This window comes from Kitasatospora sp. NPDC048298, assembly GCF_043201465.1.
In the GTDB taxonomy this organism is placed as follows: domain Bacteria; phylum Actinomycetota; class Actinomycetes; order Streptomycetales; family Streptomycetaceae; genus Kitasatospora.
This window is the reverse complement of the sequence record NZ_JBICYZ010000071.1, coordinates 1-19,139: the sequence shown is the minus strand read 5'-3', so window position 1 is coordinate 19,139 and position 19,139 is coordinate 1. Positions and strand designations below refer to the sequence as shown.

Below are 19,139 nucleotides of genomic sequence, written 5' to 3'. Positions count from 1 at the left end.
GCATGCGTCCGAGAACGGCATGGCAGGCGATGGCCCAGCGGCCGTTGAGCTTCCTCACCTCCGCGTGGCCGTGGCGCTCACTGGCGTACCTGGCGAGCGGGGTGCTGGTGGGGGCCGCGGCGCTGGCGGTACTGGCCGCCGGGCTCGTGGCGGGGGTCGTGCTGCTGGTGGTGCTGGTGGGGGTGGCGCCGCTGGTCGGGGTGGTGCTGTCGGCCGTGGCGGTCGCGGCCGTCGAGCGGCGTCGGCTGCGGCTGGTGGACCTGGACCGGGCCGAGGACCCGCACCGGGCGCCGGACGGTCCGGGGCTGCGCGCCTGGGCGGCCACCCGGCTGACCGAGCCGGTGACCTGGCGGGAGCTGGGCTTCACCCTGGTCTCGGCGGCCGCGCTGTGGTGGCTGGACCTGCTGGTGCTGTTCTTCTCCTTCGGGGTGCCGGCGCTCTGCTTCTCCTCGCTCGACGGCTCCACCTGGCCGTGGTCGGTGTTCGGGGCCTTCGTGCTGCTCGCCTCCCCGTACACGGTGACCTCCTGGGCGGGTGCCCGCGCGGCCCTCGCCCGTACCCTGCTCGCCCCGCGCGACGCGGAGTTGGGAGCGCAGCTGCGGGAGGTGAAGGCCTCCCGGGCGCGGCTGGTGAACGCCTTCGACGCCGAGCGGGAGCGGATCGAGCGGGACCTGCACGACGGCGCGCAGCAGCGGCTGGTCTCCCTGGGGATGACGCTCGGGCTGATGCAGCTGGATGTCCCGCCGGGCTCGCCGCTGGGCCCGCAGCTGGCCCTGGCGCAGGAGCAACTCGGCTCCGCTCACGAGGAGTTGCGCCGGATCGTGCGCGGCCTCAACCCGCCGGTGCTGGCCGACCACGGGCTGGCCGCCGCCGTCCGGGAGCAGGCCGGCCGGTTCCCGATCCCGGTCACGGTCGACCTGGACCTGCCCGGCCGGCTGCCCCGGCAGCTGGAGACCGGCGTCTACTACCTGATCAGCGAGGCGATGACCAACATCGCCCGCCACAGCGGCGCCGCCCATGCCCGGGTCTCCGGGCGCCAGCACGCGGACCTGCTCGTGCTGGAGATCGCCGACGACGGCCGCGGTGGCGCGGACCCGGCGCGCGGCAGCGGGCTGACCGGGCTCGCCGACCGTCTCACCGCCGTCGACGGCCGGATGCGGGTGTCCAGCCCGGCCGGCGGTCCGACCCTGCTCCACGTGGAGATACCGTGCCGCTTCGGGTGATCGTCGCCGAGGACGCCGTCCTGCTCCGCGAGGGGCTGATCGGCCTGCTGCACCGTTTCGGGCACCGCACCCTCGCCGCCGTCGGCGACGCGGACGCCCTGGTCGCCGCCGTGCGCGCGGAGCGACCGGACCTCGTGGTCACGGACGTCCGGATGCCCCCGGGCAACCGTGACGACGGGCTGCGCGCGGCCGTCGGGCTGCGCCGGGAGCACCCGGGACTGCCGGTGGTGGTGCTCAGCCAGTACGTCGAACAGTCCTACGCGATGCGACTGTTGGACTCCGACGGCGGGCGGGCGGTCGGCTACCTGCTGAAGGAGCGGGTGGGCGCGGTCGCCGACTTCGTGGCCGGACTGGAACGGGTGGCCGGCGGCGGGACGGTGGTGGACCCGGAGGTGGTCCAGCAGTTGGTCCGGCTGCGGCACGACCCGCTGGAGCGGCTCAGCGCCCGCGAACGGGAGGTGCTGGCGCTGATGGCCCAGGGCCGTTCCAACACCATGCTCGCGGCGGAGCTGTTCATCAGCGACGCGGCGGTGAACAAGCACATCGGCAACATCTTCACCAAGCTGGACCTGCCGGTGGACGTGGACGGCCACCGGCGGGTGCTGGCGGTGCTGCGCTACCTCGGGGCGTGACGGGCGGGTTTCCTAGAGGGCGTGCCAGAGGGCGGCGGCGAAGACGGCCGTGACCCAGGTCCAGAGGACGGACAGGGCGAGGTGGGCGGCGGTGCGCAGGCGGTCGCCGCGCCACAACCGGGGGGAGAAGTAGGCGAACTCGAAGAGCCAGCGGGTGCCCCAGAAGAGGGTCTGGCCGGCCAGCAGGGCGGCCCCGAGCCGGCCGCCGGCGAGCAGGTCGGGGGCCAGGCAGAGCGGGAGCAGGCCGAGCAGGGCGCAGGCGAGGCCGATGAAGAAGACGTGGGCGTAGGAGACCTGGCGGGTCAGCAGGGTGGTGCCGGACAGGTCGGCGGGCCAGTCGATGGCGCGGGGCAGCACCGCGTGGACCAGGCCGACGGTCACGAGGGCGGCGCCGACCAGGCGCAACTGGGCTTCCAGGGTGATCAGTTCGGGCACGGTGTGGGCTTCCGGAAAGTGAAGGCGGTGACCAGGCCGGCGATCCGGCGTTCGGCGGCCGGGCGCAGGCCCGCCTCGGCGGCGTGGCGGAGCCAGGTGGCGCGGGGCAGGAAGTGCCAGGCGCCGGGGCCGTAGACGGCGGTGTTGGCCGCGTCCCGCAGGTGCTCGACCAGCAGCAGGGTGCCGCCGGGGCGCAGAGCGCGGGCGGCCTCGGTGAACAGGGCGGTGCGGTCGGCGGGCCGGCGCAGTTCGTGGGCGGCGAAGACGGCGAACACGGTGTCCAGTTCGCCGGTTCCGGCGGGCAGGGCGCCCGGGCGGGCCGGGATGCTGCCGGGGGCGGGCGGGGCGTGACGGCGGGCGCGGCGGATCGAGCCGCTCGACGTCAGCGCCGGGTCGTACAGGTCCGCGACCCGCCTGCGGGCGGTGGGGTGGCGCTCGGCGATCGGCCGGCTGGCCTCGTCCAGGCCGGTGCTGACCACCAGGTGGTCACCGGGGCCGTCGGGCAGCAGGGCGGGCAGCCAGTCGTAGCGGTGGAGTTCGGAGCGGTCGTAGACGCACCAGGTGGCGAGGGTGCTGACGGCGAGGTACCCGGCGGCGGTGGCGGCGGCCGTCCGGGCGAGGGCGGCGGCGGGGCCGGGCAGCCGGCGGGCCAGCGCGCCGGCTGCGACGACGGTGAGCGCTCCGGCCGCGTACATCGGCCAGTTGTAGCGCACGACTTCACGCACGCCGGACGGGCGCGGGCCGACGAGCCCGGCGGTGGACGGGCAGAGGGCGGCCTGGCAGGCGGCGAACCGGCCGGGGCCGTACGGCCGTTGGCTGCTGGGGCGTCGACTGTTCGGGCGTCGGTCGTCCGGGCGGGAGCCGGCCGGGGCGGGGGCGGTCATCGGGCGGCTCCGGTGAGGGTGCGGCGCTCTCCGGCGTGCCAGCCGTAGTCGAGGCCGGCGACGTGGAAGGCGTTGGCGAGCACCGGCCGGCTGCCGGCCAGCGGGCCGTGGTCGAAGAAGGTGAGCCGGGGCACCTCGACCGCCACCGGGGCCGGGTCCCAGTGGGCGCGGGTGGCCTTGACCACGATCATCGAGCGGGTCTGCGGCTCGTACTCGAAGGTGTAGGGCAGCGGTCCGGCGAAGCGGCGCGCGGCGCGGGCGTCCGCGAAGGGGCTGCCCGGCGGGAGGGCGGCGGGGGCGCTGCCGAGGTCGGCGCGCACGTGCAGGTCGGCGCGGCCGTCGCCGCTGAGCACCTTGAACTCCAGGGTGCCGTCGACCACCCGGGTGCCGATCCGGGCGTGCCGGTAGTGGTAGCGGGAGAAGGCGTTGCCGCCGAGCGTCATCATCCGGCTGTCGGTGTCGGAGCGCAGGATGCGCAGACCGCGCATGGTGCGGCCGCCGGGGGTCGGGAAGCGGGTGAAGACCCGGTAGCCGGTCAGGATGAAGTCCCGGCCGAGGCGGGCGGGCAGCGCGGCGGGGCGCAGCGCCCGGGTGTCCACGACGGCGGCGGCGACGAAGCCGTGCTCGGTGCCGTCGGGGTCGGTGTAGGTGTCGAGGGCGAGGCCGGGCGGCACCAGCGGGGCGAGCAGGTGGGGCGGCAGGGCGTAGGTGAGGACGAGCGAGTGCGCGAAGTGGGTGCGCATCGCGAAGGGGTGGCGTTGCAGCAGGTGTCGCACGGTCGACTCCGTGGTCTGGTACGGGGATTCGGAGCGTGACTTGGCAGCACGGGACCGCCCTTCGCCGCAGGCCGCGGCGGGGGTGTTCTCGCGCTCCCTCATCATGGCGCACGACTTTGAACGCGTTCAAGTCGGGGTGGGAGGGATGGGCGGGGGGTCGGAACGCGGCCCGGGCCCCGAGCGCCCCGGTGAACGCCCCGGGGCCCGCGCTGCGCGAGCGCGGGCCCCGGGCGTGGCGGAGGCGGAGTCAGGCCGGGTCGTCCCCCGGGGCCGGGCCGTCCTCCGGGTCGGGGGCGGGGATCCGGCGGGCCAGCAGGGCGTGGCCGAGGGCGGTGGGCCGGTGGGTGACGGAGCGGCCGGTGCGGTCCTTGGTGGTCAGCCCGGAGTCGGCCAGGACGGTGGCGTGCTCGCTCGCGGAAGCGGTGGAGATGTCCAGGTGGCCCGCCAGCTCCTTGGTGGAGCAGGGCCCGTGGGTCGCGATGGCCTCCAGGGCGGCGGCCCTGGTCTGGCCGAGCAGCGCGGTCAGGGTGCGGCTGGGTGTCGGCTGGGGCTCGGCGCGCAGCGGACCACCGATCCGGGCGGGGTAGAGGAGCACCGGCTGCTGCGCCGGGTCCTCGAAGCGGGCGATGACGGGCCGGCGGGGGCCGAACACGCAGGGCTGGAGCAGCAGTCCGCGGCCGTCCAGGCGCACGTCGTGCCGGCAGCCGCCGGCCAGCGGGAAGCTCAGCACCGGGCGGCGCCAGGACACCGCCGGGTGCAGCGAGCCGAGCACCCGGTCCGGCTCCGCGATCCGGCGCCGGCGCCCGTGCTCGGTGGTGACGATGGTCTCGATCTGCCGCCGGTACGGGTCGATCGCCCGGGTCTGGTAGTCGGCGGTGACGTTGCCCAGCAGCCTGCGGGCCCGGTGGTCGCCGGCCGCGACGCCACGGGCGAAGGCGCTCAACTGCCGCTCCCCGCCGACCGAGCGCAGGTGGTCGCGCAGCGGCGCCTCGGGCACCGACGCGGTGGCGCTCTCGGTGGCGCCCGGGTCCCGCCGCACGGCGAGGAACTCCGGGATCGCCGTGGGGGTGTAGAGATCGAAGAGCAGCGCGGTGCGCGGGTTCCAGACGGCCCGCAGCTCGTCGCGCCAGGCCTGGAAGCGCGGATCGCGCTGCCCGCTGACCAGGGCGTGCACGCTCAGGGAGAGTTCCATCGACATGTCGGGGCGCTCCGCCACCCGGAGCCGGTCCAGGTCGTCCGCGCCGAAGAAGATTCGCAGCACGGTCGTGATCGTCACCCGGAACGGCCACCGCCGCAAGACCGTTCGGCGAGGACCGAATCCCTTGCCGGACGGCGTGCCGGGCGGACAGGATCGGGCTGCCGGGCTGCGCGCCGGGCGGACAGGATCGGACTGCCGGACGGTGGGGATCGGTCTGCCGACCGGCCGCCGGACGGCCCCGACCGGGCAGTCCGACGGCTCGCGGACGGGGTGCCCGGTTGCCGGAGCGGACACCCGGCGGGCAGCGGTCCCGGGGGGCTCCCGCTACCGGGCGAACCACCCGGGACCGCTCCCCGCTCCCCCCACACGGGTGGTTTCACCCTCCGCGCCGCGCTCCGGGACGGTCGGTGGACGGATGATCCGTCCCAGGGTCCGTACCGGGCGGCCCGGGAAGGACGGATCGGGACGATGAGCACGACGCGGCGCTCGATGCTGGGCGCGGCACTGGCCGGCCCGCTACTGGGCTGGCTCACCGGGACGGCGGCCGGTGCCGTTGACGACGGCACTGACCGCGCCGGGAAACTGGGCACGCTCACCGACGGCTGGGTGGAGGTCCGCTGGACAGCCGAGGCACAGGCCCAACTGGACCGCTTCCACGCGATGGTGGACGTCGTCGCCCCGGCGCGCATGGTGCTGGACGAACGGGGCCCGGCCGTCCACCTGCCGATCCGCGCGGCCCAGGGCGACCCGTCCCTCGCGAACCCGCCCAGGGCGCGCGGCGACGGGGCGCTGGACGGCGGGGTCTCCGTCCGCACCTCCAAGGGCGACTACCGGGTGGTCAACCTGGCCGGCGCGATCCAGGACGGTCTGGGCTCCGGCCGGTGCGAGGTCGGCGGCGCGGAGATGGGGCACCGCTCGGCCTTCCGCTGCGGCCTGGCGGAGGGCAAGCTGACGGCCCAGCCGGTGCCGGCCGGGTATCCGATGCAGGTCCGGCTCAGCGGGGTCCCGCTGCGCCCCACCCAGGAGGCGGTGGACGCGTACACCGCGAACTTCGGCGCGCACCCGGTCACCGTGGACACGGTGCTGGCATACGTCACGGCGCAGGGGGTGTACACCCCTCCCCCGGCCGTGAAGGAGCAGCAGCCGTAGCGGGCCGGTCGCCGCGGGGCTCCGCGGGCTCCTGGGCTTTCCGGGGTTTCGCGGGTTTCCGGGACTGGGCGGGCACGCCGCCACCGAAGCGGCGCTCGCGGGCCGCATAGGCGCGGACGGCCTCGCGCAGCCGGGCGAGGCCGTAGTCGGGCCACGGCGTGGGGTCGAACAGCAGCTCGGCGTAGGCGAGGTGCCAGGGCAGGAAGTTGCTGATCCGCTGCTCCCCGGAGGTGCGGATCAGCAGGTCGACGTCCGGGAGGTCCGGGAGGTACAGGTGCCGGGCGAGGTCGGCCGGGCCGATCTCCTCCGGACGGATCCCGCCGGCCACCGCCTCGGCGGCCAGGCCCCGTGCCGCGGCGGCCAGTTCCTCGCGTCCGCCGTAGTCCACGCAGACCGTCAGGGTCAGCGTGCCGTTGTTGGACGTCAGGCTCTCCACCAGCGCGATCGAGGAGGCCAGCGACTCGTCCACCCGGTCCCGCCGGCCGCACCAGCGGATCCGCACGCCGAGCGCGTGCAGGCCCTCCGCGCTGCGGGCGAGGCCGTCGGCCAGCGAGTCGAACAGGGCGGTCAGCTCCTCCGGCGGGCGGTCCCAGTTCTCGGTGGAGAACGCGTACAGGCTCAGGTGGCGGACGCCCAGCCGCAGCGCCGCGTTGACCAGGCGCAGTGCGGCCCGCTGCCCGGCCTGGTGGCCGTACCGGGCGGGCAGCCGCCGGGCCTCGGCCCACCGGCGGTTGCCGTCCATGATCACGGCGACGTGGGCGGGCGCGCCCTCGGCGGGCACGGACCGGGTGCGGCGGCGGGGCGTGCTGCCGTCGGGGCTCAGCGGGGTGAGGCCGTCGGTCAGGACGCGTGAGCCCACCAGGGTCACTTCGTCGTACTGGAGCTGGGCGCCGAGCAGCACGGTGTGCAGGAACGGGCGGCAGGCGGGGGCGACGAGCCAGGTGGCGGGCAGGGCCTGCTCCAACAGGCGGTGCAGCCGGGCCTGTTGGCTCTCGACCAGCTCGTCCAGAGCGGCCCGGCGGTCATCCCGGTGGTCGTCTCTCCGGTCGTCCCGGCGGTCGCTGAGGCGGTCACCGCTGCGGTCGCTCCGGCGGTCGCTCCGGCCGAGGTCGGCGGTGGCCAGGCCGAGCCGGCGCAGGTCCTCCCGCGGCAGGTAGCAGCGGCCGGCCGCGAGGTCGAGCGGGAGGTCCTCCAGGATGTCCGCAAGCTGGCAGGCCTCCCCCAGCGCGGACAGCGCACCCGTCGCCCGCGGGCCCCGCGCCCCCAGCAGCGGGGCCCACAGCTCGGTGATCGTCCCCGCGACGCCGCGCAGGTGGCGGCGCTGGTCCTGGTGGGTCTCGAAGGCGGGCGGGCGGGCACCGTCGGCCCCGGTGGCGTCCAGGAACTCCTCGACCAGCGCCCGGTCCAGCTCCCAGTGCCGCACGGTGTCCACGAAGGCCCGGCGCAGCGGGTGCGCACTGTGGTCGGCCGCCAGCTCGGCCAGGGTGTCGGCCCGCCAGCGGGCGAACCGGCGCCGGCGCTCGGCGGCCTGGGCGGCTGCCCGGTCGGCGCGGGCGTCGCCGTGGTCAGGGTGCGACCGCGCGTCGTCGGCGATCCGGTCGGCGCGAGAGGCGAAGGCGTTGAGGGCGTGGAAGTACGGCCGCACCTCGGGCGGCAGCGCGTCGCTGATCGCCCGCAGCGAGGCCAGGTGGCCGGCCACCTCCCGCTCGCAGACCCGGTACGACTCCGCCAGCTCCGGCGACCGGTCCACCGCCGCCGACCCGCTCCCCGCCATGCCCGCTCCCCCGTCTCCGCCTCCGCCGACACCGTGCGCCGTCTGGTCAACGAGACGGGGGCGGATCGGTGGCGTCACCGCCGTCGTACACGGCGACGGCGACAGCGATGGCACCCGCGGCGGCAGCCGTCACGGCAGCCGTACGGTGAACGCCGTGTGCCCCGGCCGGCTCGCCACCTCCACCGTGCCGCCGTGCGCCCGGACCACGGCCCGGACGATCGCCAGCCCGAGCCCGGTGGAACCGGTGGCGCGGGAGCGGGCCCGGTCGCCCCGGACGAAGCGCTCGAAGACCCGCTCGGCCAGCTCAGGCGCGATCCCCGGACCGTCGTCCGTGACGCTCAACTCGACCTGCCCACCCGACCGTTCGATGCGCAGCCGGACCTCGCTGCCGGGCGGGGTGTGGGTCCGGGCGTTGGCCAGCAGGTTGGCCACCACCTGGCTCAGCCGGTGCCCGTCCCCGCACACCAGCACCGGGTCCTCGGGCAGGGCGAGCCGCCAGCGGTGGTCCGGCCCGGCGGCGCGGGCGTCGGCCGCCGCGTCGAGCGCGATCCGGGTCAGGTCCACCTCCTCCTCGGCCAGTGGGCGGCCGGCGTCCAGCCGGGCGAGCAGCAGCAGGTCCTCGACGATCGCCCCCATCCGCAGCGCCTCGGCGTCGATCCGCTCCAGCGAGTGCCGCACCTCCGCCGGCACCGGCCCGGGGTGGCGCAGGGCCAGCTCGGCGTGGCCGCGGACCGCCGCGACCGGGGTGCGCAGCTCGTGGCTGGCGTCGGCGGCGAAGCCGCGCAGCCGCTCCTCCACCGCGTGGCGGCGGGCCAGCGCGTCGCCGACGTGCCCGAGCATCCGGTTGAGGGCGGCGCCGACCCGGCCGACCTCGGTGCGCGGGTCGTCGTCGGGCACGCGTTCGGCGATCAGCACCTCGCCGCGGGCGAGCGGCAGCGCGCTGACCCGCTCGGCCATGCCGACCACCCGCCGCAGGGGGCGCAGCGAGAAGCCGACCCAGGCGGCCCCGGCCGCGCCGGCGGCGGCGACGGAGATCGCGAAGACGGTGAGTTCCAGGGTGGCCAGCCGCTCGACGGTCTCCTCGGCCGGGCGCAGTGGCAGGCCGCTGACCAGCACGTCGCCGTCCCGTCCGGCGACCGCGCGGACCCGGTAGTGGCCCAGGGCTCCGCCGAGGTCGAGGGTGCGGGCCGGGCCGTTGACGGGCAGGGCGGCCAGCGCGTGCTGCCGGTCGGGGGTGAAGGTGACCCGGTCGTCCTCGTCGCCGGGGTCGTCCACGTCGTCGGCGTCCCCGTCGACCACGCCCGCGGCGGTGACCCGCCCGTCCAGCAGCCGCACGCCGAGGGTGCCGGGGGTCTGGGCCCGGGTGTCGGGGCCGGCGCCGTGGCCGGTGTGCTCCAGGCTCGCGGCGTAGCGGCCGCCGGTCTCGGCGAGCTGCTGGTCGAGGCGGTCGACCAGGAAGTGGCGCAGCGCGGCGGTGGTGGCGAGGCCGACGGCGGCGCAGGTGGCGACGAGCAGCACCAGCAGGCCGGCGATCAGCCGGGCGCGCAGGGTGCGGGGCGCCAGCGCGGAACGCAGGGTGCGGGACGCCGGCCGTACGGCGCGGGCCGGTTCGGCACCGGCCCGTACGGTCGTCACGTCGCCGCCTTGATCAGGTACCCCGCGCCGCGCACCGTATGGATCATCGGACTGCGGCCCGCGTCCACCTTCTTGCGCAGGTAGCTGATGTACAGCTCGACGATGTGCGCCTGCCCGCCGAAGTCGTACGACCAGACGGCGTCCAGGATCTGCGCCTTGCTGAGCACCTGCCGCGGATGGCGCATCAGGTGGGCGAGCAGCGCGTACTCGGTCGGGCTGAGTTCGACCGTCTCCCCGCCCCGGGTGACCTCGCGGGCCCGGTCGTCCAGGACGAGGTCGCCGAGCACCAGCGCGTGCGGCGGCGGCTGCCCGGCCGCGGCGGGCGGGGCGGCCCGGCGCAGCAGGCCGCGCAGCCGGACCACCACCTCGGCCAGACTGAACGGCTTGGTCACGTAGTCGTCGCCGCCGGCCGCGATGCCGGCGATCCGCTCCTCGACGGCGTCCCGGGCGGTGAGGAAGAGCACCCGCACCTCGGGCTGCTCGGCGTGGATGCGGCGCAGCACCTCCAGGCCGTCGAGGTCGGGCAGCATCACGTCGAGCACCACGGCGTGCGGCCGCCAGGCGGCGGCGGCCTCGACGGCGGCCAGGCCGGTGGTCGCGCCGCGCGCCTGCCAGCCCTCGTAGCGGACGGCGCCGCTGACCACCTCCACCAGGTCCGGTTCGTCGTCGACGACCAGGACCCGCCAGTCGGGGCGGTCGACGGTCTCGTCCACGGGGCTCCTCGGGTCCACAGGGCTCCTCGGGTCGGTGCTGCGCATGGTTCATCCTGGCCGGTCCCGATGAGAAACCGGTGAGACCTCCGCATCGGTCCGGCAGCCTTCGCGCCTGCTCTGACCTGCTCAGATGCCCACGCGGGCGGGCGCCGCGGGCGGCCCGGTTCAGAGCCTACTCAGAGCTTGCGGTGCGATCGTGGTCGGCCTCGGCGGCACCCGCCGCCGGGCGCTGAGGAGGTTCCCGATGACCATTGCCGCCGCGCCGAAGCCGCGGCCCGGGCCCCGGCCGGCCCCCGACCGCCGGGGCCACCGGGCGGCGCCGCGTCCGCTGTTCGCCCTCGACCCGCGCGCCGCGCTCGGTCTGATCGCCGCGGGCGGGCTCGGCGTGCTCGCGCTGTGGTGGAAGGGCACCCCGGCGGTGGTCGGCGCGGACGGCTGGCTGACCGGCGCGGGCCGGATCACCGGGCTGCTGGCCGGCTACGCCGCGCCCGTGCTGCTCCTGCTGATGGCGCGACTGCCGCCGGTGGAGCGCGGGGTCGGTGCGGACCGGCTGGCGCGCTGGCACGCCTTCGGCGGGCGAGGGATGACGGCCCTGGTCTCGGTGCACGTGCTGACGGTCGTCTGGGGCTACGCGCTGACCGACGGGCGCGGCCTGGTCGGCGAGGGCGTGGAGCTCGTCTTCCACTACCCCGAGATGATCAAGGCGACCCTGGGCACCCTGCTGCTGCTCGGCACCGGCGCGGTCTCCGCCCGGATCGCGCGCCGCCGCCTCCCGTACGAGGCCTGGTACTACCTGCACCTGGCGACCTACCTCGCGGTGGCGCTGGCCTTCTCCCACCAACTGGCCACCGGCGCCGACCTCGCCGGCGGCCCCGGCCAGGCCGCCTGGTACGCGCTCTACTTCGGCACGGCGGCGCTGGTCGGCTGGTTCCGGCTGCTGCGGCCGTGGCTGCTCGACCGGCGGCACGGCCTGACGGTCGCCGAAGTACGGCCGGAGGGCCCCGGCGTGGTGTCGCTGTTCCTGAGCGGCCGGCGGCTGGACGAACTGCGCGCCGAGCCGGGCCAGTTCTTCCGGCTCCAGTTCCAGGCGCCCGGGCTGCGCTGGGCCGCCAACCCGTACTCGCTGTCCGCGCCGGCGCACCCGCACTTCCTGCGCTTCACGGTCAAGGACCTCGGCGGGCACAGCGCAGCGGTCGCCGCTCTGCGCCCGGGGACCAGGGTGCGCGCCGAGGGTCCGTACGGGGCGTTCACCGGGCGGCGGCTGCGGCAGCGCCGGGTGCTGCTGCTCGGCGCCGGGGTGGGGATCACCCCGCTGCGCGCCCTGTTCGAGACCCTGCCGGGCGAGCTGACGCTGGTCCAGCGGGCCCGGCGGCCGCAGGACGTGCTGTTCCGGGCGGAGCTGGCCGACGTCGCCCGGCGGCGCGGCGCGACGGTGCACGAGCTGGTCGGCCCGCGCGAGCGGGTCGGCGACCTCGGGGCCGCGCTGGCCCGGCTGGTCCCGGACCTCGCCGAGCACGAGGTCTACCTGTGCGGCCCGGACGCCCTGACCGAGGAGGCCGTCCGCGCGCTGCGGGCGGCGGGGGTGCGGCCGCGGCGCATCCACCACGAGAGCTTCTCCTTCTGAGCCCGTTCGGCTCGCCCGACACCCTAGGAGCGTTGATTCCATGCGCCGAGCCGTCGTCACCGGTGCCGCCACCGCGGCCGGGGTGGTGCTGCTGCTGTCCCTCAAACCGCACGAAGCCCCCGGGCCGGCCCCGGTGATCGGCTCGGGGTCCGCCGCCGGGTCCGGGTCCGACGTCTCGGAGCCCTCGACCGCCCCGGTACCGTCCTCACCTTCCTCGTCCGCCTCCGCACCCGCCTCGGGGTCGGGATCGGGCTCGGGATCGGGCGCCACCCGGAAGGTCAGCGGCAACACCGTCAACACCCGGTACGGCCCGGTGCAGGTCCAGGTCACCCTGGCGGGCAGCCGGATCACCGCCGTCGACGTGGTCAAGTACCCGACCACCGAACGGCGCGACCTGGAGATCAACGGCTCCGCGCTGCCGATCCTCAACCAGGAGGCGATAGCCGCCCAGAGCGCCCGGATCGACGTGGTCAGCGGCGCCACCTACACCAGCGACGGCTACGTCCGCTCGCTGCAGAGCGCCCTCGACCGGGCCAAGGGCTGAGGCGCCCGTGCTGAGCCACGCCGAGCCCGTGATGGGCACCGTCTTCTCGATCGCCGTGCGCGACCCGGGCCCCGGCACCCCGGCCGTGCTGGAGCGGATCGCCGAGCGGCTGCACCGGATCGACGCGGTGTTCTCGACGTACCGGCCGGACAGCGACATCAGCCGCCTCGACCGGGGCGAACTCACTCCGGAGGACTGCGATCCGGAGGTCCGCGCCGTCCTGGCCGCCTGCCGCGAGGTGGCCGCCGAGACCGACGGGTACTTCACCGGGCGGCCGGGAGGCCGGCTCGACCCCAGCGGCTGGGTCAAGGGCTGGGCGGTCGAGCAGGCGGCCGCCCTGCTGCGCTCCTCCGGCGCCCGGCAGTACTGCGTCAGCGGCGGCGGGGACGTGCAGACCGCCGGCGGGCCGTGGCGGATCGGCATCGCCGACCCCCGGCAGCCGGGCTTGCTGGCCGCCGTCCTGGCCGGCCACGACCTGGCCGTGGCCACCTCCGGCACCGCCGAGCGCGGCGCCCACATCCTCGACCCGCACACCGGACGCCCCGCCGAAGGCCTGCTCTCGCTCACCCTGGTCGGCGCCCCCGGCACCGGCATCGCCCGCACCGACGCCTGGGCCACCGCCGCCTTCGCCATGGGCCCGGACCGTGCCCTCGCCTGGGCCGCCCGCCGACCCGGCGTCGAGGCGCTGGCCGTGCTGCCGGACGGCACCAAGCGCTGGACCCCGGGCCTGCCCGGACACCTCCCGGCGAGTGGTCCGGCGGACTGGCGGACCGCCGTCGGCTGACCGGGGCCCGTCCGTACGGCGCGTGTCATGGCGGAACGACCGTTCCGCAGGCGGAACGGTCGTTCTCGGGAACGCCTGTTCCCCGCGTTCGGTCCACGTCCGTTCCGTGCCCACGCCCGCTCCGTGCCATCTCCCCGTGCCCACGCCCGCTCCGTGCCTACGCCCGCTCCTGCTGCGCCGCCCGCCAGGCCTCCCAGGCCACCAGCGGCGCGAGGTACGACCAGCGCCGGGAGCCGTCCGGGCAGGTGCCGCCCTCGACCAGCTCGGAGACCGTACGGCGGGTGAACGGCACCCAGACGGCCATGTCGTGCTCGAAGGTGCTGTGGCAGGCCTCGCGGCGGCGGTCGATCTCGGCCGCCTCGAGCCGGGACCGGACGGTGGCCACCAGGGTGTAGCAGGAGGCCGGCTCGCTCCAGCCCAGCCAGGTGATCACGGTCGGCCCGACGTCCTCCGGCAGCAGTCCCAGTTCCTCCTCCAGCGCCCGCCGGACCAGCCCGTAGAAGTCCTCGGCGGCGCCCGGCTCGTCGCGGTACTTCATCGTCTCGTTGATTCCGACCGTCCACTGCGCCGGGAAGGTGTTGACCGCCAGCGAGCGGCGGAGCAGCAGCAGCCGGCCCAGCCGGTCCCGTACCGCGACGCAGGCGCTGACCATCGTGGGCGGCGCGACGGCCACGAAGCTCGTCAGGCCCTCGTCCAGCGCCTCGTGCAGCAGCCGGGCCACCTCCGGCTCCTCCCGGCCCAGCCGGGTGGTGGCCATGCACTCCGCGTAGTCGCTCTCCGCGATGTCCACCTCGCAGACCCGCGCACCGCCGTGCTCGCCGTGATCGACCGTCAGCCGCGAGACGTACGCCGTCCGGCCCGCGGCTCCGGCCGCCCGCTGCCGCGCCACCTCGTCGGCCCAGCCGACCGCGTCCAGCACGTGCGGGCGCTCGACCCGCCCGCGGTGCGCCGTCACCAGCGTGCCCGGAGTCAGCGGCCGGGCCGCCGACCAGGTGATCAGCGGCGCCAGCCCATCCGCCCGCACGTCGTGCGCCCGGGCCGCGGCCGTCAGGCTCGCCCGTCGCACCCGCGGCGCCGGTACCCGGGAACCGAGCCGCGAGCCGCCGTACTTGGCGAAGTCGTACACCAGGTTGGTCAGCACCCCGAGCAGCAGGGCCCCACCGATCCCCAGCAGCCACTCCACGTCGGCCCCCTCCGTCCGTGATCGACCGCCCCATTGTGGAGGCGCCCTCGCCGCCGGGGGAAGGGCCGCGGCCGACGGCCGGTCCCGGGGCCGGTGTTAGGGTGATCGGAAAGTCGGCTCGGAGACCCGGAGACTCGGAGGCACTGAACAGTCGTGCGGGCGCCCAGGGTTGACGCGTCCACGGTCCGGTCGACCGTCCACTCCACCGCCCGGTCCGCCGTACGCCGTTTCCCCGCCGCCGCCGGCTACCTCCTGCTCTGCCTCGGCACCGGCCTGGCCGCCCTGGCCGGACTCTGCCTGCTGCTCGTCCTCCTCGCCCTCTGCCTGGTCGGCCTCGGCCTGCCGTTCCTCCCACCGGCCCTGCGACTGCTGCGCCACTGCGCCGAGTTCCACCGGCGGCTGGTCGGCCGCCGACTGGGCGGCGAACGGCCGCGCACCCCGTACGGCGACCGCGCGTCCGTACGAGATCCGGCCGTGCGCCGGGACCTGCTGTGGCTGCTCGCCCACGCCACCGCCGGGACGGTCCTGTCGGGCGCCGCCCTCACCCTGTGCAGCCATGCGTTCAACTGGCTGACGGCGCCGGTGTGGTGGCGGCTCCTGCCGGGCGAGCGGGACGCCGTCATCCTGCTGACCGTCGACTCCTGGCCGGTGGCCCTCCTGGCGGCGGTCGGCGGGGTCGGCTACGCCGCGGTCGCCGTGGCCGTGCTGCCGCCGGCCGCCGACCTGCACGCCCAAACCTCCCGCCGGCTGCTGGTCGCCCGGCCCCGCACCTCGCTGGCCCGGCGGGTCCAGGAGCTGACCACCAGCCGGTCCGAGGCGCTGGACACCCACGCCGCCGAACTGCGCCGGATCGAACGGGACTTGCACGACGGCGCCCAGGCCAACCTGGTGGCGGTCTCGCTCCGGCTCGGCATGATCCGCCGCACACTCGACCAACGCCCCGAGCAGGCGGCCGCGTTGGTGGACTCCACCCAACTCGTCGCCGAGCAGGCCCTGGAGTCGCTGCGCGCCCTGGTGCGCGGCATCCACCCGCCGCTGCTCGCCGACCGGGGCCTGGCCGAGGCCGTACGGTCGCTCGCCGACCGCTGCGCCGTGCCCACCCGGGTCGAGCTGGACACCGGGGAGCACCCCGGCACCCCGCCCTCGCCACCCGCCCCGTCCTCCCTGCCGTGCCCTCCTTCCCCTCCTTCCCCTTCTTCCCCGTTCTCCGCCGACCCGCCGCCGCGCGCACCGGCCGCCGCCGAGGCCGCGGCCTACTTCGTGGCCTCCGAGGCGCTCGCCAACGTCGCCCGGCACAGCGGCGCCCGCAGCGCCCTGGTCCGGCTGCGGATCACCGCCGCCACGATCGCCGTCCGGGTCGAGGACGACGGCCGGGGCGGCGCCGTCGAGGGCGCCGGCAGCGGGCTGGCGGGCCTGCGCCGCAGGGTCGCCGCGTTCGACGGCACCACCCGCCTGTCCAGCCCGCCCGGGGGCCCGACCATCCTGGAAGTGGAGATCCCGTGCGGATCCTGATCGCCGAGGACAACGCCCTGCTCCGCGAGGGCCTGGTCCTGCTGCTGCGCAGCGAGGGGCACGAGGTGTGCGCGACCGTGGAGCACGGCGACGACCTGCTGCCCGCCCTGCTCGACCACCGCCCCGACGTCTCCGTGCTCGACGTCCGGCTGCCACCGGACTTCCGCGACGAGGGCCTGCGCGCCGCCGTCGAGGCCCGCCGCCGACTGCCCGAGCTGCCCGTCCTGATCCTCTCCCAGTACGTCGAACGCGCCTACGCCGCCGAGCTGCTCGCCGAGAGCGCCACCGGAGTCGGCTACCTGCTCAAGGACCGGGTCGGCCGGGCCGAGGAGTTCCTCCAGGCACTGGGGCGCGTCGCCGAGGGCGGCACCGCGATGGACCCGCAGGTCATCTCCCAGCTGATGGCCCACCGCCCAGGACCCGACCCGCTGGCCGCGCTCACCCCGCGCGAGCGCGAGGTGCTCGCCCTGATGGCCGAGGGCCACAACAACCCGACCATCGCCCGGCTCCTCTTCCTCGCCGAGAGCTCGGTGAACAAGCACATCGGCGCCATCTTCGGCAAGCTCGGCATGCCCACCCCCGACACCGGCCACCGCCGGGTGCGCGCCGTCCTCACCTACCTGCGCGCGCTCGCGGACGGCTGACCGCCGTCCGCTCGTCCGTGGGACGCCGCCGGTCATCCGCGGGGAAACCGCCGTTCGTCCGTGGGAAACCGCCGGTCATCCGTGGGTAGCCGCCAGCCGCAGCTGCTCCTCCTCGACGATCAGCGCCGCCAGCGACAACTCCGACACGTCCACCGCCTCCGGTGTCGACTCCGCCACCTCGCTGCGCCGCGCGTAGTCGTCGAACAGCCGGCCCTTCGCCCGCAGCAGGTCCAGCATCCGCTGGTCGACGCTGTCCACGGCCAGCAACCGGTGCACCCGCACCCGGCGGACCTGCCCCATCCGGCGTGAGCGCGCCACCGCCTGGTCCTCCAGCGTCGGCTTGACCTGCGGCTCGCAGAGGATCACCACCGAGGCCGCCTGGATGTTCAGCCCCACGCCGCCGGCCTGGATCTGGCAGAGCAGCACCGCGTGCCCGGGCGCGGCGCTGAACCCGTCCACCGTCTCCTGCCGCCGCACCGCGCCCAGCGAGCCGTCGATCGGCCCGAACGTCCGCTGCCCCAGGGCGGCTCGGACGGCCGCCAGGACGTCCCGGAAGTACGAGAAGACCACCACCTTCAGCCCGCTGTCCGCCGCCTCCCGGACGATCTCCCGCAGCCGCCTCAGCTTGGCCGACTCCGCCGGGTCCGCGTACCCGGCCCGGCGCATCGCCGGGAAGTTGCCCGCCGCGACGGCCGACCGGTAGGCGGCGAGGTCGGCGGGCGAGAACTCCTCCCACTCGTCCACGTGCACCACCTCGGGCAGCTCGGTGAGCACGTCCTGCTGGTTGCGGCGCAGGTACGCCGGGGCGACCGCCCTGCGGAAGGCCGCCGGTCCGGCGGCCGCCGGACCCTGCTCGACCAGCGGCACCAGCTCCGGCCGCAGGTACCGCACCAGGGTGCGGAACTCCTCCACCCGGTTCTCCATCGGCGTCCCGGTGAGGAACAGCACCCGCTCCACCCGCTCCGCCCAGGCGGCCACCGCCCGGGAGCGCTGCGCGGCGGGGTTCTTGACGAAGTGCGCCTCGTCCACCACGACCATCCCGACGGCGACCGCCTCCGCGACCTCCGCCGCCTCCAGGCGGCGCAGCCCGTCGAAGGTCAGCACCGCGACCCCGCCGTCCCGCAGCCACTCGGCGAGCGCCGCCTCCCGCTCCGGGCCGTGCACCCGCAACGCCCGCAGGGTGCTGCGGGACTCGACCTCCCGGATCCAGTTGACCAGGACGCCGGCCGGGCAGACCACCAGGAAGTGGGTGCTCCCCCGGGCCCGCAGGTGCGCCAGGACGGCGATCGCCTGCACCGTCTTGCCGAGTCCCATCTCGTCCCCGATGATCACCCGTCGCTGGGCGAGCGCGAACCGCGCCCCGAACGCCTGGTAGCCGCGCAGCGAGACCCGGCAGTGGGCGTCGTCCAGCGGCTCGGCCCGCACCCGGTCCGACAGCTCCTCCGGCAGGAACCCCTCGGCGGCGGCGAGTTCGACCCCGGCCTCCTCGACGATCCCGCCGAGCACGCCGTAGTAGTCGGCCGAGCGGAGCTCGAAGTCCGTCCACGCCTCGATCGGGTCGAGCGGCGGTCGCAGCAGGTCGACCGAGGCCTGGGCGAGCAGCACCGGGACCTCCTGCGCCCCGTACCCGACCAGCAGCTTCTCCAGCAGGTCGACCGCCGCCCGCGCCTGCGCCCGCCGCTCCCGGCCGGCGAACAGCCCGCGCAGCACCCCCCGGGCCGGCCGCGCGGCCGCCACCAGCGGCTCCACCTCGGCCTGGACCCGCTCCGCGGTCTCCCGGGCCCGCCGCGCCTCCGGCCCGGCGGCCACCAGCCGCTGGAGCGCGACCACCAAGGCGGTGCTCAGCGGGTCCTGCCGCTCGACGTCCAGCCGCACCGCCACCGTCTGCTCGACCGCCCGGGCGAGCTGCCCGGCCGCGGCCTGCGCCTGCGCCGCCGTCTGCGCCCCGACGCCGGGGATCAGCCGGAGGGTGTAGCCGGAGGCCTCCAGCACCTGCCGCACCGTCCCCAGCCCGGCCGCCTCCAGCGCCCCGACCCGCAGCCGCCCCTCGGTCACGTCCCGCAGCCGCGCGACCGGGATGGCCCCCAACTCCTCCTCCACCAACCGGTCCCGGATCGCGACGTACGCCGGCCGCACCTGCTCCACGGCCTCCCGGTGATCCGCCACCACCGCCCTGGCCGCCGCCCGCAGGCCCTCCGCGTCGGCCAGCACCACCCCGACCCGCCGCCGCTCCCCCAACCGCCCGCTCCGTCCATTCCACGCACCCAGGAGCACCATGCTCCCACCCGCCGCCGACGGCCGTCCGGGGCCGCAACGCGCCGGGGGGGGGGGGGGGGGGGGGGGGGGGCCCCCCCCCCCCCCCGCCCCCCCCCCCCCCGCCGCGGTCCGCCGGGACGGGCGGCAGGGGTGGCGAGCGGCCGGCTCAGGCC

Annotated in this window: 17 protein-coding genes; 8 read left to right on the top strand and 9 right to left on the bottom strand. The window is 76.3% G+C overall.

What is annotated here, in order from left to right:
- Positions 1-2 precede the first annotated feature (2 nt).
- Both ACGF0D_RS35765 and ACGF0D_RS35760 read left to right on the top strand, forming a co-directional pair.
- Positions 3-1,223, top strand: a complete 1,221-nt coding sequence (locus tag ACGF0D_RS35765; protein WP_392923478.1) for a sensor histidine kinase — start codon at positions 3-5, stop codon at positions 1,221-1,223.
- Complete coding sequence (locus ACGF0D_RS35760) at positions 1,208-1,855, top strand: response regulator (protein WP_392923475.1); 648 nt, start codon at positions 1,208-1,210, stop codon at positions 1,853-1,855. Before ACGF0D_RS35765 ends, ACGF0D_RS35760 begins: the two co-directional genes overlap by 16 nt.
- Before the next feature lie 12 nt (positions 1,856-1,867).
- Here ACGF0D_RS35760 and ACGF0D_RS35755 read toward each other — a convergent pair whose 3' ends face one another.
- The 4 genes from ACGF0D_RS35755 to ACGF0D_RS35740 form a co-directional block, all read right to left on the bottom strand.
- Entirely contained in the window at positions 1,868-2,290 is a 423-nt protein-coding gene (locus ACGF0D_RS35755; RefSeq protein ID WP_392878149.1) for a hypothetical protein, read from the bottom strand.
- Positions 2,278-3,174, bottom strand: coding sequence for a class I SAM-dependent methyltransferase (locus ACGF0D_RS35750; protein ID WP_392923472.1), 897 nt, complete (start codon positions 3,172-3,174; stop codon positions 2,278-2,280). The genes ACGF0D_RS35755 and ACGF0D_RS35750 overlap by 13 nt, the downstream gene beginning before the upstream one ends.
- Positions 3,171-3,950: a DUF2071 domain-containing protein gene (locus ACGF0D_RS35745; protein ID WP_392878152.1), complete on the bottom strand. Its 780-nt coding sequence runs from the start codon at positions 3,948-3,950 to the stop codon at positions 3,171-3,173. The genes ACGF0D_RS35750 and ACGF0D_RS35745 overlap by 4 nt, the downstream gene beginning before the upstream one ends.
- Before the next feature lie 247 nt (positions 3,951-4,197).
- Entirely contained in the window at positions 4,198-5,211 is a 1,014-nt protein-coding gene (locus ACGF0D_RS35740) for an ArsR/SmtB family transcription factor (protein WP_392923469.1), read from the bottom strand.
- A 405-nt stretch (positions 5,212-5,616) separates the two neighbouring features.
- Here ACGF0D_RS35740 and ACGF0D_RS35735 point away from each other — a divergent pair, with 405 nt between their 5' ends.
- Entirely contained in the window at positions 5,617-6,297 is a 681-nt protein-coding gene (locus ACGF0D_RS35735; protein ID WP_392923466.1) for a hypothetical protein, read from the top strand.
- Here ACGF0D_RS35735 and uppS read toward each other — a convergent pair.
- The 3 genes from uppS to ACGF0D_RS35720 form a co-directional block, all read right to left on the bottom strand.
- Entirely contained in the window at positions 6,242-8,071 is a 1,830-nt protein-coding gene (uppS, locus tag ACGF0D_RS35730; protein ID WP_392923464.1) for a polyprenyl diphosphate synthase, read from the bottom strand. The two genes, ACGF0D_RS35735 and uppS, sit on opposite strands and share 56 nt — an antisense overlap.
- A 129-nt stretch (positions 8,072-8,200) precedes the next feature.
- A complete protein-coding gene (locus tag ACGF0D_RS35725; protein ID WP_392923528.1) occupies positions 8,201-9,646 on the bottom strand; it encodes a sensor histidine kinase in 1,446 nt (481 codons plus the stop codon).
- Between the two features lie 56 nt (positions 9,647-9,702).
- On the bottom strand, positions 9,703-10,464 hold the full coding sequence (locus tag ACGF0D_RS35720; protein WP_392923462.1) for a response regulator transcription factor: 762 nt from the start codon (positions 10,462-10,464) through the stop codon (positions 9,703-9,705).
- A gap of 199 nt (positions 10,465-10,663) precedes the next feature.
- Between ACGF0D_RS35720 and ACGF0D_RS35715 the strand changes: the two genes are divergently transcribed.
- The 3 genes from ACGF0D_RS35715 to ACGF0D_RS35705 are packed head-to-tail and all read left to right on the top strand — an operon-like array spanning position 10,664 to position 13,371.
- Positions 10,664-12,043: a ferric reductase-like transmembrane domain-containing protein gene (locus ACGF0D_RS35715; protein ID WP_392923460.1), complete on the top strand. Its 1,380-nt coding sequence runs from the start codon at positions 10,664-10,666 to the stop codon at positions 12,041-12,043.
- Between the two features lie 40 nt (positions 12,044-12,083).
- Positions 12,084-12,587: an FMN-binding protein gene (locus ACGF0D_RS35710; RefSeq protein WP_392923458.1), complete on the top strand. Its 504-nt coding sequence runs from the start codon at positions 12,084-12,086 to the stop codon at positions 12,585-12,587.
- A gap of 31 nt (positions 12,588-12,618) precedes the next feature.
- Positions 12,619-13,371 carry an FAD:protein FMN transferase gene (locus ACGF0D_RS35705; RefSeq protein ID WP_392923525.1) on the top strand — a complete coding sequence of 251 codons (753 nt, stop codon included), beginning with the start codon at positions 12,619-12,621 and terminating at the stop codon, positions 13,369-13,371.
- Between the two features lie 157 nt (positions 13,372-13,528).
- On the opposite strand, the gene ACGF0D_RS35700 is transcribed toward ACGF0D_RS35705, so the two are convergent.
- Positions 13,529-14,554 carry a hypothetical protein gene (locus tag ACGF0D_RS35700; protein ID WP_392923456.1) on the bottom strand — a complete coding sequence of 342 codons (1,026 nt, stop codon included), beginning with the start codon at positions 14,552-14,554 and terminating at the stop codon, positions 13,529-13,531.
- Positions 14,555-14,707: 153 nt separating this feature from the next.
- Between ACGF0D_RS35700 and ACGF0D_RS35695 the strand changes: the two genes are divergently transcribed.
- Positions 14,708-16,066, top strand: coding sequence for a sensor histidine kinase (locus tag ACGF0D_RS35695; protein WP_392923453.1), 1,359 nt, complete (start codon positions 14,708-14,710; stop codon positions 16,064-16,066).
- Positions 16,054-16,710, top strand: a complete 657-nt coding sequence (locus ACGF0D_RS35690; protein ID WP_392878167.1) for a response regulator — start codon at positions 16,054-16,056, stop codon at positions 16,708-16,710. Before ACGF0D_RS35695 ends, ACGF0D_RS35690 begins: the two co-directional genes overlap by 13 nt.
- A gap of 75 nt (positions 16,711-16,785) precedes the next feature.
- Here ACGF0D_RS35690 and ACGF0D_RS35685 read toward each other — a convergent pair whose 3' ends face one another.
- Complete coding sequence (locus tag ACGF0D_RS35685; RefSeq protein ID WP_392923450.1) at positions 16,786-18,987, bottom strand: DEAD/DEAH box helicase; 2,202 nt, start codon at positions 18,985-18,987, stop codon at positions 16,786-16,788.
- Positions 18,988-19,139 lie beyond the last annotated feature (152 nt).

Excerpts from the sequence above, each read along its gene's own strand:
- ACGF0D_RS35765 (WP_392923478.1), top strand. The coding sequence starts at position 3 with ATGCGTCCGAGAACGGCATGGCAGGCGATGGCCCAGCGGCCGTTGAGC.
- ACGF0D_RS35750 (WP_392923472.1), bottom strand. The coding sequence starts at position 3,174 with ATGACCGCCCCCGCCCCGGCCGGCTCCCGCCCGGACGACCGACGCCCG.
- ACGF0D_RS35735 (WP_392923466.1), top strand. The coding sequence starts at position 5,617 with ATGAGCACGACGCGGCGCTCGATGCTGGGCGCGGCACTGGCCGGCCCG.
- uppS (WP_392923464.1), bottom strand. The coding sequence starts at position 8,071 with ATGGCGGGGAGCGGGTCGGCGGCGGTGGACCGGTCGCCGGAGCTGGCG.
- ACGF0D_RS35720 (WP_392923462.1), bottom strand. The coding sequence starts at position 10,464 with ATGCGCAGCACCGACCCGAGGAGCCCTGTGGACCCGAGGAGCCCCGTG.
- ACGF0D_RS35715 (WP_392923460.1), top strand. The coding sequence starts at position 10,664 with ATGACCATTGCCGCCGCGCCGAAGCCGCGGCCCGGGCCCCGGCCGGCC.
- ACGF0D_RS35710 (WP_392923458.1), top strand. The coding sequence starts at position 12,084 with ATGCGCCGAGCCGTCGTCACCGGTGCCGCCACCGCGGCCGGGGTGGTG.
- ACGF0D_RS35705 (WP_392923525.1), top strand. The coding sequence starts at position 12,619 with ATGGGCACCGTCTTCTCGATCGCCGTGCGCGACCCGGGCCCCGGCACC.
- ACGF0D_RS35685 (WP_392923450.1), bottom strand. The coding sequence starts at position 18,987 with ATGGTGCTCCTGGGTGCGTGGAATGGACGGAGCGGGCGGTTGGGGGAG.